This is a genomic window from Bacillus sp. MRMR6 (genome assembly GCF_001940785.1).
GTDB lineage: Bacteria > Bacillota > Bacilli > Bacillales > Cytobacillaceae > Neobacillus.
Genome location: NZ_MSLS01000030.1, coordinates 1 through 21,678, shown reverse-complemented (window position 1 = coordinate 21,678; position 21,678 = coordinate 1). Strand labels below are relative to the sequence as shown.

At 37.5% G+C, this 21,678-nt stretch carries 19 protein-coding genes and 1 pseudogene; 17 read left to right on the top strand and 3 right to left on the bottom strand.

What is annotated here, in order from left to right; translation table 11 throughout:
• Positions 1 to 78 precede the first annotated feature (78 nt).
• On the top strand, positions 79 to 1,512 hold the full coding sequence (locus tag BTR25_RS21000; protein WP_075689979.1) for a 6-phospho-beta-glucosidase: 1,434 nt from the start codon (positions 79 to 81) through the stop codon (positions 1,510 to 1,512).
• A gap of 49 nt (positions 1,513 to 1,561) precedes the next feature.
• On the opposite strand, the gene cysK is transcribed toward BTR25_RS21000, so the two are convergent.
• Positions 1,562 to 2,473, bottom strand: coding sequence for a cysteine synthase A (cysK, locus tag BTR25_RS20995; RefSeq protein WP_075689978.1), 912 nt, complete (start codon positions 2,471 to 2,473; stop codon positions 1,562 to 1,564).
• Between the two features lie 240 nt (positions 2,474 to 2,713).
• Here cysK and BTR25_RS20990 point away from each other — a divergent pair, with 240 nt between their 5' ends.
• Genes BTR25_RS20990 through BTR25_RS20980 form a run of 3 tightly spaced genes read left to right on the top strand, consistent with a single transcriptional unit; the run spans position 2,714 to position 5,281 of the window.
• A complete protein-coding gene (locus tag BTR25_RS20990) occupies positions 2,714 to 3,556 on the top strand; it encodes an ABC transporter ATP-binding protein (protein WP_075689977.1) in 843 nt (280 codons plus the stop codon).
• On the top strand, positions 3,489 to 4,247 hold the full coding sequence (locus tag BTR25_RS20985; RefSeq protein ID WP_075689976.1) for an ABC transporter permease: 759 nt from the start codon (positions 3,489 to 3,491) through the stop codon (positions 4,245 to 4,247). Before BTR25_RS20990 ends, BTR25_RS20985 begins: the two co-directional genes overlap by 68 nt.
• Positions 4,248 to 4,270: 23 nt before the next feature.
• Complete coding sequence (locus tag BTR25_RS20980; protein ID WP_075689975.1) at positions 4,271 to 5,281, top strand: ABC transporter substrate-binding protein; 1,011 nt, start codon at positions 4,271 to 4,273, stop codon at positions 5,279 to 5,281.
• Between the two features lie 65 nt (positions 5,282 to 5,346).
• Here the strand turns inward: BTR25_RS20980 and BTR25_RS20975 are convergent, their stop codons facing one another.
• Positions 5,347 to 5,859, bottom strand: a complete 513-nt coding sequence (locus BTR25_RS20975; RefSeq protein WP_075689974.1) for a DUF3231 family protein — start codon at positions 5,857 to 5,859, stop codon at positions 5,347 to 5,349.
• Positions 5,860 to 6,189: 330 nt separating this feature from the next.
• Between BTR25_RS20975 and ltaS the strand changes: the two genes are divergently transcribed.
• From ltaS to BTR25_RS20910, 13 genes are all read left to right on the top strand, one after another.
• Positions 6,190 to 8,139: a lipoteichoic acid synthase gene (gene ltaS / locus BTR25_RS20970; RefSeq protein WP_175596843.1), complete on the top strand. Its 1,950-nt coding sequence runs from the start codon at positions 6,190 to 6,192 to the stop codon at positions 8,137 to 8,139.
• 140 nt (positions 8,140 to 8,279) lie between these two features.
• Positions 8,280 to 9,818, top strand: a complete 1,539-nt coding sequence (locus BTR25_RS20965; RefSeq protein WP_254842763.1) for a spore germination protein — start codon at positions 8,280 to 8,282, stop codon at positions 9,816 to 9,818.
• A 6-nt stretch (positions 9,819 to 9,824) separates the two neighbouring features.
• The gene (locus tag BTR25_RS20960) at positions 9,825 to 10,946 is read left to right on the top strand and encodes a GerAB/ArcD/ProY family transporter (RefSeq protein ID WP_075689973.1); all 1,122 of its coding nucleotides are present in this window, start codon (positions 9,825 to 9,827) and stop codon (positions 10,944 to 10,946) included.
• Positions 10,915 to 12,168, top strand: coding sequence for a Ger(x)C family spore germination protein (locus BTR25_RS20955; RefSeq protein WP_083652494.1), 1,254 nt, complete (start codon positions 10,915 to 10,917; stop codon positions 12,166 to 12,168). The genes BTR25_RS20960 and BTR25_RS20955 overlap by 32 nt, the downstream gene beginning before the upstream one ends.
• Position 12,169: 1 nt before the next feature.
• Positions 12,170 to 12,328: a hypothetical protein gene (locus BTR25_RS27785; RefSeq protein ID WP_175596842.1), complete on the top strand. Its 159-nt coding sequence runs from the start codon at positions 12,170 to 12,172 to the stop codon at positions 12,326 to 12,328.
• Between the two features lie 155 nt (positions 12,329 to 12,483).
• On the top strand, positions 12,484 to 13,779 hold the full coding sequence (locus BTR25_RS20950; protein WP_075689972.1) for an arsenic transporter: 1,296 nt from the start codon (positions 12,484 to 12,486) through the stop codon (positions 13,777 to 13,779).
• 18 nt (positions 13,780 to 13,797) lie between these two features.
• On the top strand, positions 13,798 to 14,217 hold the full coding sequence (gene arsC / locus BTR25_RS20945; RefSeq protein ID WP_075689971.1) for an arsenate reductase (thioredoxin): 420 nt from the start codon (positions 13,798 to 13,800) through the stop codon (positions 14,215 to 14,217).
• A gap of 182 nt (positions 14,218 to 14,399) precedes the next feature.
• Positions 14,400 to 14,747: an ArsR/SmtB family transcription factor gene (locus BTR25_RS20940; RefSeq protein ID WP_075689970.1), complete on the top strand. Its 348-nt coding sequence runs from the start codon at positions 14,400 to 14,402 to the stop codon at positions 14,745 to 14,747.
• 25 nt (positions 14,748 to 14,772) lie between these two features.
• Positions 14,773 to 15,117 carry an arsenite efflux transporter metallochaperone ArsD gene (arsD, locus tag BTR25_RS20935; RefSeq protein WP_075689969.1) on the top strand — a complete coding sequence of 115 codons (345 nt, stop codon included), beginning with the start codon at positions 14,773 to 14,775 and terminating at the stop codon, positions 15,115 to 15,117.
• A gap of 61 nt (positions 15,118 to 15,178) precedes the next feature.
• Entirely contained in the window at positions 15,179 to 16,903 is a 1,725-nt protein-coding gene (gene arsA, locus BTR25_RS20930; RefSeq protein WP_075690005.1) for an arsenical pump-driving ATPase, read from the top strand.
• Between the two features lie 585 nt (positions 16,904 to 17,488).
• A complete protein-coding gene (gene pepF / locus BTR25_RS20920; protein ID WP_075689968.1) occupies positions 17,489 to 19,279 on the top strand; it encodes an oligoendopeptidase F in 1,791 nt (596 codons plus the stop codon).
• Between the two features lie 181 nt (positions 19,280 to 19,460).
• The gene (locus tag BTR25_RS20915) at positions 19,461 to 20,120 is read left to right on the top strand and encodes a TVP38/TMEM64 family protein (protein WP_083652493.1); all 660 of its coding nucleotides are present in this window, start codon (positions 19,461 to 19,463) and stop codon (positions 20,118 to 20,120) included.
• Positions 20,121 to 20,421: 301 nt separating this feature from the next.
• Positions 20,422 to 21,312 carry a YitT family protein gene (locus BTR25_RS20910; RefSeq protein WP_075689967.1) on the top strand — a complete coding sequence of 297 codons (891 nt, stop codon included), beginning with the start codon at positions 20,422 to 20,424 and terminating at the stop codon, positions 21,310 to 21,312.
• 59 nt (positions 21,313 to 21,371) lie between these two features.
• On the opposite strand, the pseudogene BTR25_RS20905 reads toward BTR25_RS20910, so the two are convergent.
• Positions 21,372 to 21,678 (bottom strand): annotated as a pseudogene (locus tag BTR25_RS20905) (IS3 family transposase); the annotation flags it as partial.

Below are 21,678 nucleotides of genomic sequence, written 5' to 3'. Positions count from 1 at the left end.
ATGTAAATTATGTTTAGCTTAAGAGAAAGAGAAAGAAATGCTTTACTTCAATTAATACATAATTAGGAGTTGTTGAGGATGAATAACATTACATTTCCCGATGGATTTTTATGGGGAGGTGCCATCGCTGCGAATCAGGCAGAAGGGGCTTACTTAGAAGGTGGAAAAGGGCTGACAGTTGTCGATTTACTTCCAACTGGAAAATTGCGCCGGGACTTCATGATGGGGAATATTTCTTCCTTTCAACCAATCGAAGGTGAATTTTATCCTTCCCATGAAGCGATTGACTTTTATCATCGTTATAAAGAGGATATTGCACTTTTTGCTGAAATGGGTTTTAAAGCATTAAGGCTTTCGATTTCATGGTCAAGAATCTTTCCAAAAGGTAATGAGGAAAAGCCAAATGAAGCTGGTTTACAGTTTTATGATGATGTGTTTGATGAATGTTTAAAGTACGGCATTCAACCCGTGGTGACGATCGCTCACTTTGATGTACCGATATATTTAGTCGAAACGTACGGAAGCTGGCGAAGCCGAAAGTTAGTTGACTTATTTGAAACCTATGCTACCACCTTGTTTGAGCGTTACAAAAACAAGGTGAAATATTGGATGACATTTAATGAAATTAATATGCTCCTTCATTTACCATTTATCGGGGCTGGCCTTTACTTTAAAGAAGGCGAAAACAAAGAACAACTTCAATATCAAGCAGCTCACCATCAGCTTATTGCGAGTGCCCTAGCTGTAAAGGCCTGCCACGAAATCATTCCAGACGCGATGATTGGCTGTATGCTGGCAGCTGGCACTACTTATCCATATACTTGTAACCCCGATGATGTTTGGAGCGCAATGGACAAAGATCGCGAATCCTTCTTCTTTATCGATGTGCAGTCACGTGGAGAGTATCCAGGATATGCGAAGCGCTTTTTTAGGGATCACAATTTAACAATTGAAATGGAAGATGGAGACGAAGCGCTTCTGAAGGAACATACTGTTGATTATATCGGTTTCAGCTATTATTCAAGTCGTGCCACCAGTACAGACCCTGAGGTATTAAAAAATATAACTAGTGGAAATGTATTTGGCTCTGTGTCAAATCCATACGCTGAGAAATCAGAATGGGGCTGGACCATTGATCCAAGAGGTTTTCGATTAACGGCAAACCAACTATACGATCGGTACCAAAAACCGTTATTCGTAGTAGAAAACGGGCTGGGAGCAGTAGACGAAGTTTCTCCAGAAGGGGAAATAAACGATGATTATCGAATTGATTACCTGAGAAAGCATATCGCCGAAATGGGAGAGGCAGTTGCAGACGGTGTAGAAATCTTAGGATACACGAGCTGGGGCCCAATTGATATTGTCAGTGCTTCAACAGGTGAAATGAAAAAACGTTATGGGTATATTTATGTGGAAAAAGACAATGATGGCAAAGGTACAATGAAGCGTACGAAGAAGAAAAGTTTCCACTGGTACACACAGGTCATTGCATCAAATGGAAAAGACCTTTAACCATCATTTAATAAAAAAGTCGGATGAGGAGCAACCTCATCCAACTTTTTTATAATTCCATACTTAGATAACGTTCACCAGTATCTGGTGCGATACAAACAACTCTTTTCCCAGTACCTAATCGCTTAGCTACTTCAATAGAAGCAATAACGGCAGCGGCTGCAGATGGGCCAACAAATATTCCTTCCTCAGAAGCCAAGCGTTTAAACATATCTACAGCAATCTCATCTGCAACTTGAAAAATTTCATCATATACATTTGTATTTAAAATCGAAGGTACGAATCCAGGGCTAGTACCCACCAATTTATGTGGACCGGGCTGACCTCCTGATAAAACAGGAGAACCCTTAGGCTCAACAACGGCAACATAAAGTTCTGGCAGCAGTTCCTTTAATTTCTCTCCAGTTCCAGTAATCGTCCCACCCGTTCCAGCAGTAGCTACAAAAGCATCGAGACGACCTTCCATTTGATCGAAAATCTCAATTGCGGTTGTAGTGCGGTGAATATCAGGGTTTGAAAGATTTTCAAATTGCTGTGGAATAAAGCTGCCAGGAATCTTCTTCTGTAGTTCAAGTGCCTTTTCAATAGCACCCGGCATTTTCTTTTCGCTCGGTGTTAACACCACTTCTGCCCCATAAGCTTTTAGTATATTGATCCGTTCTTTGGTCATATTATCGGGCATGATTAGGATTGCTTTGTAGCCTTTGGCAGCTGCAGTCATTGCCAGACCAATACCAGTGTTCCCACTAGTGGGCTCGATAATTGTATCTCCAGGCTTAATTAAGCCCTCTTCCTCAGCTGTCTTGATCATATTATAAGCAGCACGGTCTTTTACACTTTTAGAAGGATTAAACATCTCAAGTTTCACATAGACTTCCGCTGCATGTTCAGGAACCACTCTGTTCAAACGAACAATAGGTGTATCTCCAATTAATTCTGTGATATTATTTACAACCCTCATGACAAAACCTCCGTAAGTATTACTTCTATATAAATAATTCCAATTGGTACTGAGAACCCTATTTAATATATTTTATCAAAGTGAACCCCATTTTCAAAACAATCTATTCCTATCAACCTTACTATTGTAGAAAAAATATTTAACTATTGATGTATAATTGTGTTGACAAGAACCATTGTCGTAAAGCATGATATAAAAATAAAACCCATTAGTTTACTTGGAATTAAACGAGGTGACAAGATGTATTTAACAATCGACGGTATTGAAAAAAGCTTTACGAATGACAAGAAAGAACCAATTAAAGTTCTAGATAATATAAATTTAAATGTTAAAAAAGGAAGTTTTGTATCCATTGTCGGTCCATCAGGCTGTGGTAAATCCACTTTGCTATATTTGATCGCCGGCCTCGATAAAGCGGATCAAGGCGAGATCCGTGTTGCCGGAAATTTAGTGAAAAAACCAGGTCCTGAAAGGGTTGTTGTTTTTCAAGAAGCAGGATTATTTCCTTGGTTAACCGTTATGGAAAATGTAACGTACGGTCTACTTCTGAAAAAAATGCCTAAAGTGCAAGCTAAAAAGAAAGCACTTGAAGTATTGAAGATGGTACACCTTAGCCGATATGTTGATGCATATCCTCATGAACTTTCTGGAGGTATGAAACAACGTGTTTCGATTGCAAGGGCATTAGTAATGGAACCAGATATTTTGTTAATGGATGAACCCTTCTCCGCATTGGATGAACAAACACGAATGGTCTTGCATAAGGAATTGCTCGAAATTTGGCGAAAAACGAAAGTTACCATTTTTTTTATTACCCACAATATTAGGGAGGCAGTGCTACTATCAGAACAGGTAGTTGTTTTTGCAACTCGTCCAGGCAAGATTAAAGAAATTATTTCCGTACCAACGATGAGGGACGGGGTAATGCCTGATAGTGTGACTTTATCGACGGAACAAAAGATATTGTCGATTTTACAAGAAGAAATTGAAAAAGTATTGAAGGAGGAAATGGGTGATGACTACAGCTTTAAGACGAATCATCTTCATCGCGATGATAGCGGTGATATGGGAAGTCACATCTAGATTTTCCAGCCTCCCAGATTTTATGTTCCCAAGTTTGACCCAAGTATTTGAAACATTAATAAATGGGTTGATCAGTGGGCAAATTACTGCTGCGATCACTAAAAGTATGGGTCGTATCCTCCTTGGTTTTACCATTGCGATCATTGTTGGTTTAATATTAGGTTATTTTATTTGGCGTTATAAACTTGTTGAGGATACACTCGGATTTATCGTTACCGCCCTCCAATCGATCCCAAGTATTGTTTGGTTTCCGTTAGCGATTATCTGGTTCGGACTAAATGATTTTTCCATTTTGTTTATCGTTACTATTGGCGCTACCTGGACCATGACCGTTAATGCAACAAGCGGATTCAAGAATGTCCCTCAGCTATATCAACGAGTTGCAAAAACCTATGGTTCAAGCGGGTTCCATTTCCTTCGAACTGTTATCTTGCCAGCGTCTGTACCTCAGATTATTTCTGGTCTCAGAATTGCATGGGCATTCTCATGGCGTGCCCTAATGGCAGGGGAACTGCTTGGCGGGGGTGGAGGTCTCGGACAGCTTCTTGAAATGGGACGTTCACTTGGACAAATGGATCTCGTTATTTCAGTCATGATTATCATTGCTATTATTGGTACAATCGTTGATAATGTTGTCTTTTCAAGATTGGAACGAAGTGTTGAAGTAAAATGGGGTTTACGAGGAAGATAATTTTATTTAAAGGAGATAAAAAGATGTTAAAAAAATCTATGTTGTACTTATCAGTATTGGTGTTATTTTTAGGCTTATTAAGCGGTTGCGGCCAAGCTAATAATAAAGCAGAAACTGGTGGAACAGATACGCAAACAGTTAAAATTGGTTATTTCCCAAACCTTACACATATTGCCACCATCGTAGCTCTTGAGAATGGCTATTTTGAAGAAGCTTTTGGTGAAAATGTGAAAATTGAAACGAAAACGGTTAACAATGGCGGACTATTTATGGAAGCTATGGCTACAAAGGCGATTGATGTAGGGACTGTGGGACCTGGTCCATTGCTTAACTTCTTTGTAAAAAACAAGGAATACCATCTTATTTCTGGAGCGGTTAATGGCGGGGCTGTTCTTGTTGCAAATGAAAATAGCGGTGTAAAAGAATTAGCTGATCTAGATGGGAAAAAGGTGGCAATTCCGGTAATTGGGAGCACACAGGATGTAATGTTAAGAAAAGCGTTAAAAGAAGTTAATTTAAAAGCAAAAACAAATGGTGGTACGGTTGACTTATACGCTGCAGCTCCAGCAGATACAGCCTCACTATTCATTCAAAACTCAGTTGATGCGGCTGCTACACAAGAGCCATGGGGATACGTATTAGAAACCCAAGCTAACGGTAAACTCTTATTAGACTGGGATCAGTTTGCCTGGGGTAAGGAATCCACAAATACAGTAGTAGCCGCTAGACAAGATTTCTTAAAAAAGACAGATCTTGCTAAAGCCTACTTAAGTGCACATAAGAAAGCAGTTGAATTTATTCAAAATAACCCTGAAGAAAGTAAAGAAATTGTTATTAAACACCTTAAAGACCTTACTGGTAAAGAGTTGAATGCAGACGAGGTAGCAGCGGCATTTTCCCGTTTGTTAGTCACAACAGAAGTAAACGAACAAGTTATCCAAGAAATGGCTGAAATTAGCGAAGAAGCTGGATATATTCCAAACAGTGACATTAAAGGGATGGTAGATTTAAGTCTGCTTAAGGATTTGAAATAAAACGAAGGGCCCTAAGGAGTATAAACTTCCTTTGGGCCCTTACTTTTGCAAATCAAGTAACACTTTTAGCAGTCTCCGTGTTTATTCAAGTGAAGCGGGGGAGGAATCAGCCATCCTTTTTCTTTGTTTAAGCGGAGAACTTTGGCCGCTAGTGCTGCTTTTTGTATATGGAATTGCCCATATAGCATAGCAACATCTTCTCTGATGGATTTCCCCATTATTTGACTGCAAATAACTAGCCCTGCCGCACAATCAGCAGAAAGTGTAGCAGCAATGGCAGGGTCCTGTATCCTTGCTCCAACAGGAATGTCCTCAAGACACGCTTCTGGCGGTTCTGGACTAGCTGGAGGTAATCCAATCCCATTTTCTTTTAACAGTTCTTCGATTTGTTTCTTTTGCTGCTGACCAAGTTCAATCGCTTCGACTAACAACTTCTGCAGATCTTCGTCACCCGCATGGTTTACCAAAACCTGATAACCAGCTATCATAGCATTGCCGGCTAAATCTGATGCCCAAATATCAAAGACTTCTCCATAATGTAAAGGCTCTTCTTTAGGGTTTCCGCTTAAAATACCCATCGTAAACCTCCTTAGTGAGTAGGAAATATTATTCACATTCAGTGCCACCTTTCCTGAAGCACAGAAATAGTATTACCAACTTTTTAAAGAACTAATGTCGAATCGATTCTCCTTTTTTTGGAAATAAAGTCAAGGAATCCTTGACTTTATTAATAATCGAGTTATAATAATATACTTGTGATGCTTTACTTTGATTATTTCTTAGTTTGTTCACAGATTGTTAATATTTATACCATAAAATAATTGATAGTTTAATTGGTTCTAAAATCATATTTAAATATAAACTAAAATGTGCAATAATAATTGCTTGAAGGTAGGTGCAATATAAAAATGAATAACGTATTTCATAAAGATAAAACTATTAATAAGTTTATTGGATTTTTCCTTTTGGCAGTATTGTTACTTTGGTTAAAAACATATACTGCACAATTAACTCAATTTGACTTAGGTATTGAAAATACCCTGCAACAATTTCTCCTTTTTATAAATCCTTTAGGATCGTCTTTGTTATTTTTAGGACTAGCATTACTTTTTAAAGGCCGATTAAAATATATTGTGCTGCTAGTTATTGATTTTCTATTATCATTCCTCCTGTACGCAAATATTTTATATTACCGATTTTTTAATGATTTTATTACCTTACCAACATTAACGCAAACACAGAATTTTGGAGACGTAAGTGGCAGTGTTGTGTCATTATTAAGACCGTTTGATTTCTTATTCTTCATTGACATCCTGTTCTTAATAACACTTCTTGCTACTCGTTTTGTTAAAATCGAATTAAAAGATATGGATCGCCGAAAAGTGGCGGCATTATTTTCACTATCACTTGCAATCTCATTCGGAAATCTTTCGTTAGCCGAAACGGATCGCCCTCAGTTATTAACGAGAGGATTTGACCGAAATTATATTGTGAAATATTTAGGTATGTACAATTACACGATTTATGATGCTGTTAAGAGTACGAAAGCATCCGCACAAAGGGTTATGGCGAATAGTGATGATATGACCGAAATTATTAACTATACAAAATCTAATTATGCGGAGCCTAATCCTGCCTACTTTGGTGCCGGCAAAGGAATGAATGTTATTTATGTTCACCTTGAATCAATCCAGAGCTTTCTGATTGACTACAAGCTGCATGGAGAAGAAGTGACTCCGTTTCTAAATTCTTTAACAAAAGAAGAGAGTACACTTTATTTTGATAACTTTTTCCATCAAACGGCACAAGGAAAAACGGCAGATGCTGAGTTTATTCTTGAAAATTCATTCTATGGGTTACCACAGGGTTCTGCTTTTACAACAAAAGGGATGAATACGTATCATGCTGCTCCAGCCATCCTTGGTCAGGCAGGGTACACATCAGCTGTATTCCATGGTAATTCAGGCAGCTTCTGGAATCGAAATGAAATTTATAAATCTTTTGGCTTTAATTATTTCTTTGATGAAAATTCATATGTAATGAATCCTGAAGATTTAGCGGAATATGGTCTTATGGATAAACCATTTTATGAGCAGTCTGCTGCTTTATTAGAAACACTGCCACAGCCGTTCTATTCTAAGTTCATTACGGTAACTCATCATTACCCATACTCAATGAATCAAGAAGAAGCAACGATTGCACCGCATACTACAGGTGACAAGTCAGTAGATAATTATTTCCAGACGGCAAGATATGCAGATGAGGCATTAGAGCAATTCTTTAATTATCTAAAGGAATCTGGTTTATACGATAATTCCGTCATTATTATGTACGGTGATCATTATGGTATTTCTAAAAATCATAATAAGGCAATGGCACAAGTCCTGGAAAAGGAAATTGGCAGTTTTGAAACTGCTGGCCTGCAGCGTGTTCCGCTATTTATTCGTGTACCTGGAATGGAAGGTGGAGTGAATCATGAATATGGCGGCCAAATTGATCTTCTTCCAACCTTGCTTCACCTACTAGGAATTGAATCAAATGATTTTGTTCATTTTGGTACGGATTTATTATCTGAACAACATGATGAAATTATCCCGTTCCGTAACGGAGAATATGTAAGTCCGGAGTTCATCCATAGTGAGGGCAAATTCTTTGATTCTTCTACTGGATTGATTATAGAAGAAGACCGTCTGGAACAAGCAATGAAATATCAAGAAATCGTTGAGAATAAATTAGCTCTCTCAGATAGAGTTGTAAATGGTGATTTATTACGATTCTACACCCCGGAAGGTTTCATACCCGTAGATCGTTCTCAGTACAAATATAATATCTCAAAAGATGTTGAAGCTAACGAATAAAATGTAAGGACTGTCCGAGTTAATCTCAGGACAGTCCTTTTTTATTATTACTGTTTTAAAATGACTTCTTTCATATAAAACGGTTTAACCATTTCATTTATGACTAAAATGATAGAAAAATGCCAGTGGGGTTGTTTAATTTGTTTTTACAGCTTTTCAAAAAACTATTGAAAAAAACAAATAATCATGATGTTAACAAAGAGCGTAACTCTGATGAGCTTATTCAATTAAAACAAGGCAATGTTTATTATAGTCTCGATAAAAATATGGACGCCATTAGAAAGATTTACAAATTACCTAGTAATCAAGATTTAAAAACCAGAGAGTTATACATAGGCGGAGTCGAGCTGAGGGCAAGTATTGTCTTCCTTTCTCCTATAGTGAACACCGGATTGATAGAAAAAGCAATTATTAAACCGTTATTAACAAATACGAGTATTAGTAAAAAAATTGAAGACATTATCATAAGTCAAAGTATTAAAAGGATCTATAGCTTCAAAGAAGTGCTCCAAGAAATTAATAAAGGGAGTACGGTATTATTTATCGACGAGAGTAAAACTGCATTCTCGATGGATACAGTAGAAGTAAAGGCTCGGAGTATTGATAAAGCAGAATATGAAGTTATCTTAAAAGGACCTAAGGAAGCTTTTAATGAAAATGTAGTAGATAATATCGCATTAGTTAGAAAATACTTTACTACGGAGAGTTTGATTAACGAAAAGATTAATGTTGGAAAAAGAACGGAAGATGAAGTTCATATCTTATATTTGGATGATATTGTCAATGATGAACTTTTAGAAATTGTGAAGCAAAGTTTAAACAAAGTAGATATTGACTCTGTTCAAAATTTAGGAATCTTAGAGCAGCTTATAGAAGAGCGGGAAAAGTCAATATTTCCGACAACACTGTATACGGAAAGACCTGACAGAGCTGTATCTTTTATCCAAGATGGCTACATTGTCTTGGTCATGAAAAATTCTCCAGCATGCTTGGTATTACCGGCAACTTTTTGGTCGTTTTTTCATACACCAGAGGAGCATTACCTGAAATTTTTGTTTGGCAACTTTACTAGGATTCTGAGAATGTTTGCTGTGTTTATAACATTGTTTACCTCGGCTATTTATATAGCAATTACTAACTATCATGCACAAATGATTCCTCCAGACCTACAGCTAGCGATTTCCGCAACAAGGGAAAGAGTACCTTTTCCGATTGTTTTTGAAATACTAATGATGGAAATTGCATTTGAGTTAATACGTGAAGCTGGTTTGCGGGTTCCAAATCCAATGGGGCCAACAATTGGGATTGTTGGGGCACTAATATTAGGCCAGGCAGCTGTAGAGGCTAATATCATTAGTCCTATCGTAATCATTATTGTAGCGCTTGGGGGACTATCTTCTTTTTCCATTAGTGATATAAGCTTTAACTTTGCAATCCGAATTTGTAGATTTTTATTTATCATTGCGGCATCCGTATTTGGAATCTATGGAATGAGCCTTCTCTTTATCATTGGGCTATCCTATATGCTTTCCATCAAGAGCTTTGGAGTTCCATACTTAGCCCCTATGACTCCAAGGTATACATCCTCTCAGGATACTATTTTTAGAAAGCTCCTGAAAAATGAAAGATTTAGGCCGGGTTTTTTAAAGCCGAAGGATATTCAGAAAAAGGGAGAGTAGAGAAATATGAGGACACCTTCAAGTACTGCTGTTGGTATAAGAGAATATGTTGCGATGCTCTTAATAATCATTGGCGTCAAGTTAGCGGATAGTACTCCTGCCTTATATTTTGACAGTCTGTTAAGTGCAAGTTGGATGGGGCCTTTAATCGGAGGTATAATCGCTGCCATACCTATTTACTTTTTGATTAAAGTGATGAAACTTTATAAGGATCAGCACATTCATGATGTGATCGTTCATCTTTTTGGTAAAATCCTTGGAATCTCTATCTCCTTCCTTTTTTGGTTATATGGATCGGTAGTGATTGCAGTTGATACCAGGAGTTATGTTGATATTATTTCAACTCTCTATTTTGTAAAAACACCTACAATAGCTATTTTTATTCTCATGATGGTTGCATGTGCTTATACGGCTATGAAAGGGATACAACATTTAGGGTCCTTGTCATGGCTTGTACTTGCATACATAAAAATTGTTTTAGCATTTGCCTTATTTTTGTCGATCAAAGAGGCTAATTTCTATGCAATTTTTCCATTCTGGGGGCCAGGTATCAAAGAAATTATGATAGAAAGTGTCTTTAAAACCTCACTTTATGGTGATATTGCCTATATGGGCCTCATTTTCCCTTTTTTGGCATCTAATAAAGTTTTTACAAAAGGCACATGGATTGCTTTAGCAATTTTAACCGTTGAGATTACCATTTCCTTTTTATTGTTTATATTCATGTTTGATTACATGTCTGTGAGTATACTGAGTTTTCCGTTTCATGAATTAACAAGATATATAGGAATTGGCACGTTCTTATCAAATATTGATACATTATTTTTTCCCTTTTGGGTTGTAGCAAGTCTAATACGATTTTCTGTTTACTTATACCTTAACGCATTACTATTCGGTTATATTTTTAAGGTTAAAAAGTATATATATGCAATCCCAATCTTTGCTAGTGTGTATTTAATTATTGGAATGATACCTGAAACACCTTCTTTTACCATATATAAACTACGGGATCCTTTGTACCAAATATTCTCCCCTGTGTTTATCGCCTTGCCTATCTTAATGTGGATCATTGCTAAAATAAGAGGTGATGTAAGAAGTGAAACCAATAAAGGCAGTGTTAAAATATAGCCCTTTTCTGATAGTACTGCTATTGTTGTCTGGATGCTGGGATAAAAAGGAACTAGAGGAAAGAGCATATGTGATTGGTTTGGGACTAGATAAGAATGCTGATTCAAACCATCTCACTATCACCTTTTTAATTGCCAACCCTGAAGTAGGGAGCCAACAAGGAGGCGGAGGGACTCAGGAACCAGCCCAAGAGATATTAACTATTAGGGCAAATGACTTTATTTCGGCCCGTAATACGGCCAATACTGTTATCGCTAGAGAATTAACCTATGATTTATTAAGGGTTTTTGTTATTTCTGAGGAATTGGCGAGTGATAAGGATTTTATTAGGTACATTTATGATGCAACAAAAGATCGTGAAATTAGAAGAGATTCCTATTTAATTGTTTCAAAAGAAGATGCTAGTGTTTTCTTTACAAACAATAAACCTAAACTAGAATCAAGACCCCATAAATATTTTCAATTTATGATAGATAGAGGCATTGCGACTGGGGTTATCCCAGATTCGGACTTACATAGGTTTTTTAGAGTAACAGAGAATGATGCGGAATTATTTCTGGCAATTTATGCAACGACAGAGACTGAAAAGAACAAATCCGTTAATAGTGAGGATGAATATTTGGCTGGGGAAATTGATGCAAAAGGAACGGCAAATCAAACTCAGTTTATTGGGTCGGCTGTTTTTAAGGAAGGTAGAATGATTGGCAAAATCACCGGGCAGGAAACGCGAATATCTGAGTTGTTGGACGACACTACTAGAATAAAGGATATTTTAACCACTTATCCAGATCCATTTAGTGATAGATTTAGGCTAGCAGCACGTCTCATTAAGAACGAAGATACTGAGGTTAGCGTAGACATAAGAAATGGACCACCAAAAATTTCAGTTAATATACCCTTGGTTATAGAGATATTATCTGATCCGAGTATGACAAGCTACGGTGATGATGAGGAAAAAAAGAAAATATTAAAAAAGCATCTCGAAGAACATTTGACGGATACGATCCAAACCTTTGTTGAAAAGATGAAAGAAGAGTTTAAAGGCGAGGCTTTCATGTGGTCTATCTATGCTAGAAAAAAATTTAAAACCGTCCAAGAATATACGGAGTATGATTGGATGAAGACATACCCAGAAGCTGAAGTGAAGGTTGCTGTAGAGGTTACCTTTGGTGAATTTGGTAAACAATCAAAGGTACCATCCTTAGAAATATTGAGGGATTAATATGAATTTTGTTCTTTGGGTGTTAGTTGTAATGCTGTTTTTGTACGGAGGTGCATTTTCCATCACTCTTTGGAAAGAAAACAGTAAAAGTGGGGCTATTGTAGTGATGGTCTGTGCATTATTTATTGCGATTGGCCCCTATTTTATATTTTTATCCTAGCTACTTAGATGTAATGCACTTTTTCTTTACGCTAATTTTACAAAATAGCCTCTTGAATTCATTCAATAAGTATTTTATTATATTAGTGAATAGTTATATATTAATATAAATGAATCATACGTTCTTTATTATTGGACGTGACTGGAGGTACTGCTTTGTTATCAACAATACTAGCAACGGCAATTTTTTTGGGAACCTTGATTTTAGTAATTTGGCAGCCAAAGGGGTTATCGATTGGCTGGTCAGCCTGTGGCGGTGCCATTCTCGCTCTCCTCGTAGGGGTTGTTGACTTCCATGATGTAGTAGATGTGACATCTATTGTTTGGAATGCAACCTTAGCGTTTATTGCCATTATTATCATCTCTCTGATTCTGGATGAAATTGGTTTCTTTGAGTGGTCAGCCCTTCATATGGCTCGTGCTGCAAAAGGTAATGGAGTGTTAATGTTTGTGTATGTTTCCATACTAGGAGCATTAGTTGCGGCCTTTTTTGCAAACGATGGTGCTGCCCTAATTTTGACACCCATTGTTTTGGCAATGGTTCGAAATCTTAAATTTGAAGAGAGAATGGTATTTCCATTTATTATCGCGAGTGGATTTATCGCAGATACCACATCACTGCCATTAGTGGTTAGCAATTTAGTCAATATCGTTTCAGCTGATTTCTTTGGCATAGGGTTCGTTGAATTTGCATCACGAATGATTGTTCCTAACTTCTTTTCTTTAGGTGCAAGTATTTTGGTATTATTTTTATATTTCCGTAAGAGCATTCCTAAGAAATATGAGCTAGCCCATCTGAAGAAGCCAGCTGAAGCCATACGAGATGAAAAGATGTTCCGTCTATCTTGGGGTGTGCTGGTGATATTACTAATTGGTTACTTCTCCAGTGAATTCATTGGAGTACCTGTCTCTATCATAGCTGGAATAGTTGCGATCTTCTTTCTAATTATGGCTAGAAGAAGTACGGCTGTAGACACTGCAACTGTTATAAAGGGTGCACCATGGGCAATCGTGTTCTTTTCAATTGGAATGTACGTAGTTGTTTATGGGTTGAGAAATGTGGGATTAACCAATGTATTAAGTGATCTCATCCAGTTAACAGCCGACCAAGGACTGTTTGCTGCAACAATTGGAATGGGTTTCATTGCTGCAATCCTCTCCTCCGTTATGAACAATATGCCAACCGTCATGATTGATGCACTAGCAATTGCAGATACAGATACTAGCGGTGTTATTAGAGAAGCCCTCATTTACGCAAATGTAATTGGCTCAGATTTGGGACCAAAAATCACACCAATTGGTTCATTGGCAACCTTACTTTGGCTTCATGTTCTATCCTTAAAAGGTGTTAAGATCTCTTGGGGAACGTACTTTAAAACAGGTATTATCTTAACCATTCCGACATTGTTTATCACATTAGTTGGATTGTATATTTGGTTGTTAATAATATAAACAAAAAGGAGAGTTAACATGTCTAAAAAATCAATTTACTTTCTATGTACAGGGAATTCATGCCGCAGCCAAATGGCAGAAGGATGGGCAAAACAACATTTAGGTGACGAGTGGGAGGTAAGAAGCGCCGGCTTAGAAGCCCACGGACTTAATCCAAATGCGGTAAAAGCAATGAAAGAGGCAGGAATTGATATTTCAAACCAAACTTCTGATGTGATTGATCCGAATATTTTAAATAATGCCGATTTAGTTGTTACCTTATGTGGACATGCAGCTGATCATTGCCCTGTAACTCCTCCACATATCAAACGAGTACACTGGGGATTTGATGATCCTGCAAAGGCAGAAGGTACAGTAGAAGAGAGATGGGCTTTCTTCCAACGAGTTCGTGATGAAATAGGTGGACGTATCAAAGGTTTTGCGGATACTGGAGAATAATTTGGGAATTGAGAGCCGGGGTATTTAGCTCGGCTATAGTTTTTAGCGAAAAAATATATCACTATTTTTATCAAATTTGTTAATAATATTTAACAACTAACTTATATCACTTGAATTATATAAGTGAATAGTTATATATTTATTATATAGGTTTCTCGTTAAATTTCATTGGAGGTGGAATAATGCAAAAAGTTACATCAGATATAACTCAGATTGCACAGGTACTTAAATTGCTAGGTGATAAAACAAGGCTTACTATTGCGGCCCTTTTGATGAAACGGGAATTATGCGTGTGTGAACTGCTTGAAGTATTTGACGTGAGTCAACCGTCGATTAGTCAGCACTTACGAAAACTAAAAGATGCAGGTTTAGTGAAAGAAACAAGAAGGGGACAATGGATTTATTATTCTTTAAATAAAGATAGCGAATCTTTTCCATTAATTGAAAGTGTTTTGAGCTTTACAGCAGATATAACAGAGAAAATTGAACAAATAGACAAGAGCAATCCTACACAAAGATGTGGATGTTAGTTCGTATTGAAATGGAGTTGAAAGTATGAAATTAGAGATTTATGATCCTGCTATGTGTTGTCCTACCGGAGTTTGCGGTCCAACGATTGACCCAGAATTAGCAAGAGTAGCATCTGCTTTATTTCTACTTAATAGCAAAGGATTATCGGTTACTCGCTACAATTTAGGGACTGAGCCACAAGCCTTTATTGAAAATGTAAAAGTCAATCAGCTTTTGAATGAACGAGGTACAGAGGTATTGCCGTTGGTTCTTATTGATGGAAATGTAGTAAAAGAGGGTTCTTACCCCTCTAATCCGGAATTAGCATCATGGTTCGAAATCGAAACAAAGGAGTTAGAAGCAAAAAAGCCTTCTAACCAATTATTATAAAATAGAGGTGTTTAAGGTGTATCCATTATTTAGACCTGATGAACTTCAGTTAACCCCCTTCATGTTTTTTACAGGTAAGGGTGGAGTTGGAAAAACCTCCTCTGCAAGTGCCTTGGCCATCTATCTAGCCAATCAAGGAAAACAGGTACTTATTGTTTCAACGGATCCTGCTTCCAACCTGCAGGATGTATTTGAAACAGACTTAACAAATGAAATTCAATCCATTCCCAATGTTGAGGGATTATTCGCTTGTAATTTAGACCCCGAAGAAGCAGCAAGAGCGTATCGCGATAAAATTGTCGGGCCATTTAAAGGAAAGCTTCCCGAAAATGTCATTATGTCGATGGAAGAACAACTTTCTGGAGCATGTACGGTAGAGATTGCGGCGTTTGATGAATTTACCAATCTGCTAGCTAATCCCTTAGTAAAAGATAAATATGACCATATTATTTTTGATACAGCCCCAACCGGTCATACATTGCGGCTTTTGCAGCTGCCTACCGCATGGACTGACTTTTTAAATGAAAGTTCTCATGGTGCCAGCTGTTTAGGACCGTTATCTGGTTTAAGTGAAAAAAAGGAACTATACGCAACAACCGTCGACACTTTATCCGATAAAGAAAAAACCACATTGATCTTAGTGGCAAGACCTGATATAAATTCTTTATTAGAAGCAGAACGAGCAGCCCAAGAACTATTCCAAATTGGCATGGTACAGCAAATATTGTTAGTCAACGGTGTTCTTCAAAGATTTACACAGGGTGATCGTATTTCAGAGGCTTTTTATCGTAAGCAAAAACATGCTCTTTCACGGATGCCTGCTGGATTAGTGGATTTACCAATATTTGAAATTGCACTTATGCCTTTTTCATTAACCGGAATTGAATCCTTAAGTAATTTATTTAATGAGCAGGAGGCTGCTTTACAAACAGATTCATACAGTGCACCTGTCTCGCTTCCACCTTTTCATGATTTAATTGATGACTTACAACAGAGGAATATCAAAGTTGTATTTACAATGGGAAAGGGCGGGGTGGGTAAAACAACCATTGCTTCTGCAATTGCAGTTGCTTTGAGTGAAAAAGGGCACCAGGTTCATTTAACTACAACCGATCCAGCTGCGCATTTAACGACTTATTTCAGAGATGACCAGAATTATTCTAACCTGACTATTAGCCGAATTGACCCGAGAGTAGAAGTGGATAAATACAGAAATGATGTTTTGAGTAAGGTATCTAGTGACCTTGATGAGGATGCTATTGCTTATATCAAAGAGGACTTGGAATCCCCATGTACAGAAGAAATAGCCATTTTCCAAGCCTTTGCTGAAGTCGTTGGCAGGTCAAAGAAAGAAATTGTTGTCATCGATACTGCTCCAACTGGTCATACTTTGTTGTTATTGGATGCAGCACATTCTTATCATAAAGAATTAGAACGTTCTACTGGCGAAATTTCGGAGAATGTGAAAGAATTACTACCTAGGCTTCGCAACCAAAACGAGACAGAAATTGTCATCACAACTCTGCCAGAAGCTACTCCAGTATTAGAAGCAGAAAGACTTCAAAAAGACTTGAAGCGTGCAGGAATTGTGCCTCATTGGTGGGTAATCAATCAAAGTCTTTATGCTGCAAATACAATAGACCCAATATTAAGTGGCAGAGCAAGGGCTGAAAGAAACTGGATTGAAAAGGTCAGGAATGAACTTTCTGAACAAATGGCTGTTATTCCTTGGGTAGAAATGGAACAACAGGGTATCAAACAAATTAAACAATTATTAGAGAAGTAGGGGAAAGCATGAAAATTACAGATGCAGCACGCGACTTATTAGTTCAAGTGCTAGAAGACAAAAATGTAAGTGGAATCCGCGTTTATTTCGCGGGCTTTGGCTGAGGACAGCCACAAATAGGACTGGCTCTGGATGAGCCGGAAGCAGAAGATAACATAGTAACCATCAATCAAATCCAAGTAGCCTTTGACCCAAATATCGAAGCCTACACACAAGACCTAACACTCGACTTCGACCAACAAAACAATGGTCTAGTCTTAACAGGTAACGAAAGCAACTGCTGCTAAACCGCAAATAAAACCAGCATAACCAAAGGGTGCCGCAAAATGACTTGCGACACCCTTTTTGGTTTGGGAAATAATTAGGAAATGGTGCCTGTCACCGCTCGTGGACAATTCAGTGCCTTTTGTACGTCTGGGGTGGACAGTGGGGAGGTGCGAGTTTTTGCTATTTTGTGTTAATTTGGATAATTCGTTGTTATACTTATTAAGATTGCTTAGTTATGGCATAGTTGGTGTGTTTAGTGAATATTTACTTTAGTAATGTTGTAAAGACTGCTATTTTGTAGAAAGAGGAGTGAGGTTGATGACGACTTATACGTCTAGGCTAGAAGTGCCGGAGAGTGAAAAATGGAATATTAGTGATTTATATTCTGAACTCAATAAGTGGGAAGAGGACCTTGAACAGATTGAAAAGCTAGGAGCTCAGCTTAAGGAATATGATGGTACCATTCACAATGGGCATAGCTTACATGCTTTTCTAGCCCTTCAGGAAAATTTATCCTATAAGCTAAATCATGTTTATGCATATGCGATGTTAAAGGTAGATGAAGATACACGAGATACTAGTTCACAAGCTTTATTAGACCGTGTTAAAGGGGTTAGTGTAAAGGTAAGTGCGTCGACATCCTTTTTTATGCCATTTTTATTAAGCTTAAGTGAAACTACCTTAAAGGAATACATAGCCGAAGATGCCGGTTTAAAATATTTTGAAGAAGACTTATTCGAGTCGTTTAGATATAAAGCACATGTCCTCAATAAGGAACAGGAGGAATTGCTTTCGCAACTAGGAGAAGCGTTATCCGCTCCAGGAACAACCTTTGGGATGATGAATAATGCAGATATAAAATTTGGAGAAGTAACGAAAGAAAATGGTGAAAAGGTTGAACTAACAAGAGGGATGTACTCAAAATTAATGGAAGAAGAAGACCGTGAGAAAAGGCGTGAAGCTTATAAGGCATATTATCAGCCTTATGTTCAATTAAAGAACAGCATTGCCTCAACACTATCGGCGGCAATTAAAAATAATGTAACCTTATCAAAGGTACGTAAATATCCATCGGCGCTTGAAAAAGCTTTATTTGGTGACCGGGTACCGAAGGAAGTGTATGAAAACCTAATAGAAGCAACAAAAGAGAACATCAAACCGCTTCACTTGTACTCTAAAATCCGCAAGGAAAAACTCCAATTAGACGAACTGCGTCAATACGATATGAATGTGCCATTGGTTAAGGGTGTTAAGCAGGACATTCCATATGAAGAAGCCTATGAGATGATGCTTAAAGGTTTGGCGCCGCTAGGTGTAGAATATATTACGATCTTAAAGGAATTTAAGGAGTCTAGATATATTGATGTACGGGAAACACCAGGGAAACGGTCAGGTGCTTATAATCTTGGAATTTACGGAGTACACCCCTTTATTTTATTGAATCATCGAGACGATTTAGATAGTTTATTTACCCTGGCACATGAATGCGGTCATGGCGTTCATAGTAAACTCAGTTCACAGCACCAGCCACAAATCTCAGCCCGCTATAGTATCTTTGTCGCAGAGGTTGCTTCAACTGTTAATGAGGTATTATTAATCAATTACCTCTTGGAAAATGAAAAGAAGCCAGAAGTTCGGAAGCATTTATTAAACCATTTTATTGACCAATTCAAAGGGACCTTTTTTACACAAGTGATGTTTGCTGAATTTGAAAAGAAAACACATGAGTTAGCCGAAAAAGGAGTACCATTGAATGTAGAAGTATTTAATCAAACATATGAAAGCTTGTTCAGGGAGTATTATGGGCCGGAAGTAGTTTTTGATGACGAGGTAAAGTTTGGGTGGTCCAGAATCCCTCACTTTTATCGGCCATTTTATGTTTATAAATATGCCACTGGTTTTGCTTCAGCGATTCATTTGGCCACCAGGATTCTAGAAGGCGACCAAAAGACGTTAGCATCTTACTTAGACTTTTTAAAGAGCGGAAGCTCCGATTATCCGCTCGAGCTTTTAAAGAAGACAGGTGTCGATTTAACGACGCCAATACCGATTGAAAATGCCTTGAAAAAGTTCAATGAACTAGTAGAAGAATTTTCAAGATTAGAGTAATGACCAGAAGAGCAAAAGCACTTAGTTTTCTTGGACTAAGTGCTTTTGCTTGAATTTAGCTATATATCTATTACTATATAAGTCTCGTTTATTTTAACACAGTGGAATTTTTCCATGATATGATAATATAATAGTAATTACCTTTTTTTGTATATAGTTTTGTTATGTAGAGTGGGAGTAGGTGATTAGGATCTGGAAAAAGTCTGCATCGCTAATGGCTATAGTAGGAGTTATCCTTTTTACTGTTTTTAATACTAACTTGTTCCCAATGCTTAGAAGTGGAGATATAGATAGCATCATAGCTTCCTTTAAGGGGAATGTCGTAAGTCAGCTCACATTTTCACTCGTTATCATGATCATTCAAAACTCATTCACCCTTATTCCACTCATACTTGTCATCACGCTCAATTATACCTTATTTGGCTTTGTTAATGGTTTTATTTGGAGTTGGGTTACCAGCATAATAGCTGCTGCCATCATGTTCGTTGGAAGTCGCTATTATTTTCAAAATTGGGTTGTTAAGAAAACCGACACTAGATTGCTTGCAAAAATGGAGGATAACGGATTAATATTTGTTTTTCAAGCAAGAATTTTTCCATTTGTCCCTACAAGTTTAATTAATATACTCGGTGGAGTAAGTTCAATTAAATTTAAAGATTTTATTATAGGTACGATTACAGGAAACTTTATTTTCTTTTTTCTTCTATCCCTTATTCCAGCGGGATTCATGTCAGGTAAGATGAATGATCTAATACTTATCATCATAACTCTAGTCCTCCTAGCCTTTGTCCTTTTATATCGTTATAAAAACAAGCAGAAACGAAAGCGAGAAGTTGGTTGATTTGTGTAATGAGGAAAACCTCTGAACCATAGGTCTTTTAACCAAACGCACATGATTGTGCGTTTTTTTGATGCTGATAAAAATATAGGAAGGTAATAAAGGTTGAAGTTGAACTCTAGTTCATTAATTTTCACATTAATGATATAATGATAGTCAGATATTAACTGTGATTAAAGTGCGATAACCAAAAGTTCCAACCTGTAATTATGTATTGAACCAATTATGGCAACAATAGTTCAGGCAGATAAAAACCCTAAAAACATTAGTATCTAATCTAACATATAGAAAAAGGCGTGATAAAATGACGGAGATGGAAATGCTTCAAACACAGGTTCAACACCAAAAGCTGCCACTGAGTAAAATCATCATGCGTGCAATCGCAATAACTATTGGGGCTATACTCATGGCTGTAGGTCTTGAGGTCTTTTTAGTTCCCAACCAGGTTGTCGATGGCGGTGTTACGGGGATTTCGATTATGCTTTCACACCTAACTGGTATCCGTTTAGGAATCTTTCTCTTCATCCTAAACCTGCCGTTTGTATACATGGGATATAAACAAATGGGAAAAACCTTTGCGATCTCAACTATTTATGGAATTATTATTTTATCTATATTTACTACACTACTCCATCATGCACCAGCTTTTACAGATGATATCCTTTTGGCTACTATATTTGGCGGGATGATTCTTGGTATTGGAGTTGGTATTGTGATTAGGAATGGTGGGGCATTAGATGGAACAGAAATTCTGTCCCTCGTGATTACGAAGAAGGTTCCATTTTCTGTAGGTCAAATTATTATGTTTATCAATATATTTATACTGGGCGCTGCAGGGTTTGTATTCACCTGGGACCGTGCTATGTACTCGGTGCTAGCGTATGTTATTGCTGCAAAGGCAATTGATACAGTGGTAGAAGGACTTGAAGAGTCCAAATCGGTTTGGATTATAAGTGATGCAGCAGAAGAAATCGGTGAAACCATCAACGCCCGTTTGGGTCGAGGTGTTACCTACTTAAAAGGTGAAGGAGCCTACACCGGGGATGAAAAGAAAGTCATTTTCTGTATCATTACAAGACTTGAAGAATCGAAGCTGACGACCATTGTAGATCATATCGATAGTTCTGCATTTTTAGCAATAGCTGATATCGCTGAAGTCCGGGGCGGAAGATTTAAGAAAAGAAATATTCATTAGAAAAAATCCAAGGCTAATATAAAGTGTACCCGTTGTAAAGGACATTTTTAAAAAAGACCTAGGCAGTTTGTAGCTAGATCCATCGTGATACGATCTGACACATGATAGGCCACGATTTCATTAGTGGAGCTATCTTTAATTGTTGATAGGTAGGCCTTCTGGCCCTTTCCGTAAAATAAATAGGTAATATCTGTTAGGAGGACTTTGCCAGGGACTTCTTGCTTAAATTGACGCTTCAATAGGTTCGGCACAACTCGATGTTCCTGTGTTGCTTTCATCATACGTCTATATGGATTTGCCTTCCGAATGGGGCAGATAATGGCGTACTTATTCATAATTCTTCGAATCCGCTTCAAATTGTACTCA

Coding starts and splice junctions, on each gene's coding strand:
- BTR25_RS21000 (WP_075689979.1), top strand. CDS start 79: ATGAATAACATTACATTTCCCGATGGATTTTTATGGGGAGGTGCCATC.
- cysK (WP_075689978.1), bottom strand. CDS start 2,473: ATGAGGGTTGTAAATAATATCACAGAATTAATTGGAGATACACCTATT.
- BTR25_RS20990 (WP_075689977.1), top strand. CDS start 2,714: ATGTATTTAACAATCGACGGTATTGAAAAAAGCTTTACGAATGACAAG.
- BTR25_RS20985 (WP_075689976.1), top strand. CDS start 3,489: ATGACTACAGCTTTAAGACGAATCATCTTCATCGCGATGATAGCGGTG.
- BTR25_RS20980 (WP_075689975.1), top strand. CDS start 4,271: ATGTTAAAAAAATCTATGTTGTACTTATCAGTATTGGTGTTATTTTTA.
- BTR25_RS20975 (WP_075689974.1), bottom strand. CDS start 5,859: ATGGGTATTTTAAGCGGAAACCCTAAAGAAGAGCCTTTACATTATGGA.
- ltaS (WP_175596843.1), top strand. CDS start 6,190: ATGAATAACGTATTTCATAAAGATAAAACTATTAATAAGTTTATTGGA.
- BTR25_RS20960 (WP_075689973.1), top strand. CDS start 9,825: ATGAGGACACCTTCAAGTACTGCTGTTGGTATAAGAGAATATGTTGCG.
- BTR25_RS27785 (WP_175596842.1), top strand. CDS start 12,170: ATGAATTTTGTTCTTTGGGTGTTAGTTGTAATGCTGTTTTTGTACGGA.
- arsC (WP_075689971.1), top strand. CDS start 13,798: ATGTCTAAAAAATCAATTTACTTTCTATGTACAGGGAATTCATGCCGC.
- BTR25_RS20940 (WP_075689970.1), top strand. CDS start 14,400: ATGCAAAAAGTTACATCAGATATAACTCAGATTGCACAGGTACTTAAA.
- arsD (WP_075689969.1), top strand. CDS start 14,773: ATGAAATTAGAGATTTATGATCCTGCTATGTGTTGTCCTACCGGAGTT.
- arsA (WP_075690005.1), top strand. CDS start 15,179: ATGTTTTTTACAGGTAAGGGTGGAGTTGGAAAAACCTCCTCTGCAAGT.
- pepF (WP_075689968.1), top strand. CDS start 17,489: ATGACGACTTATACGTCTAGGCTAGAAGTGCCGGAGAGTGAAAAATGG.
- BTR25_RS20910 (WP_075689967.1), top strand. CDS start 20,422: ATGACGGAGATGGAAATGCTTCAAACACAGGTTCAACACCAAAAGCTG.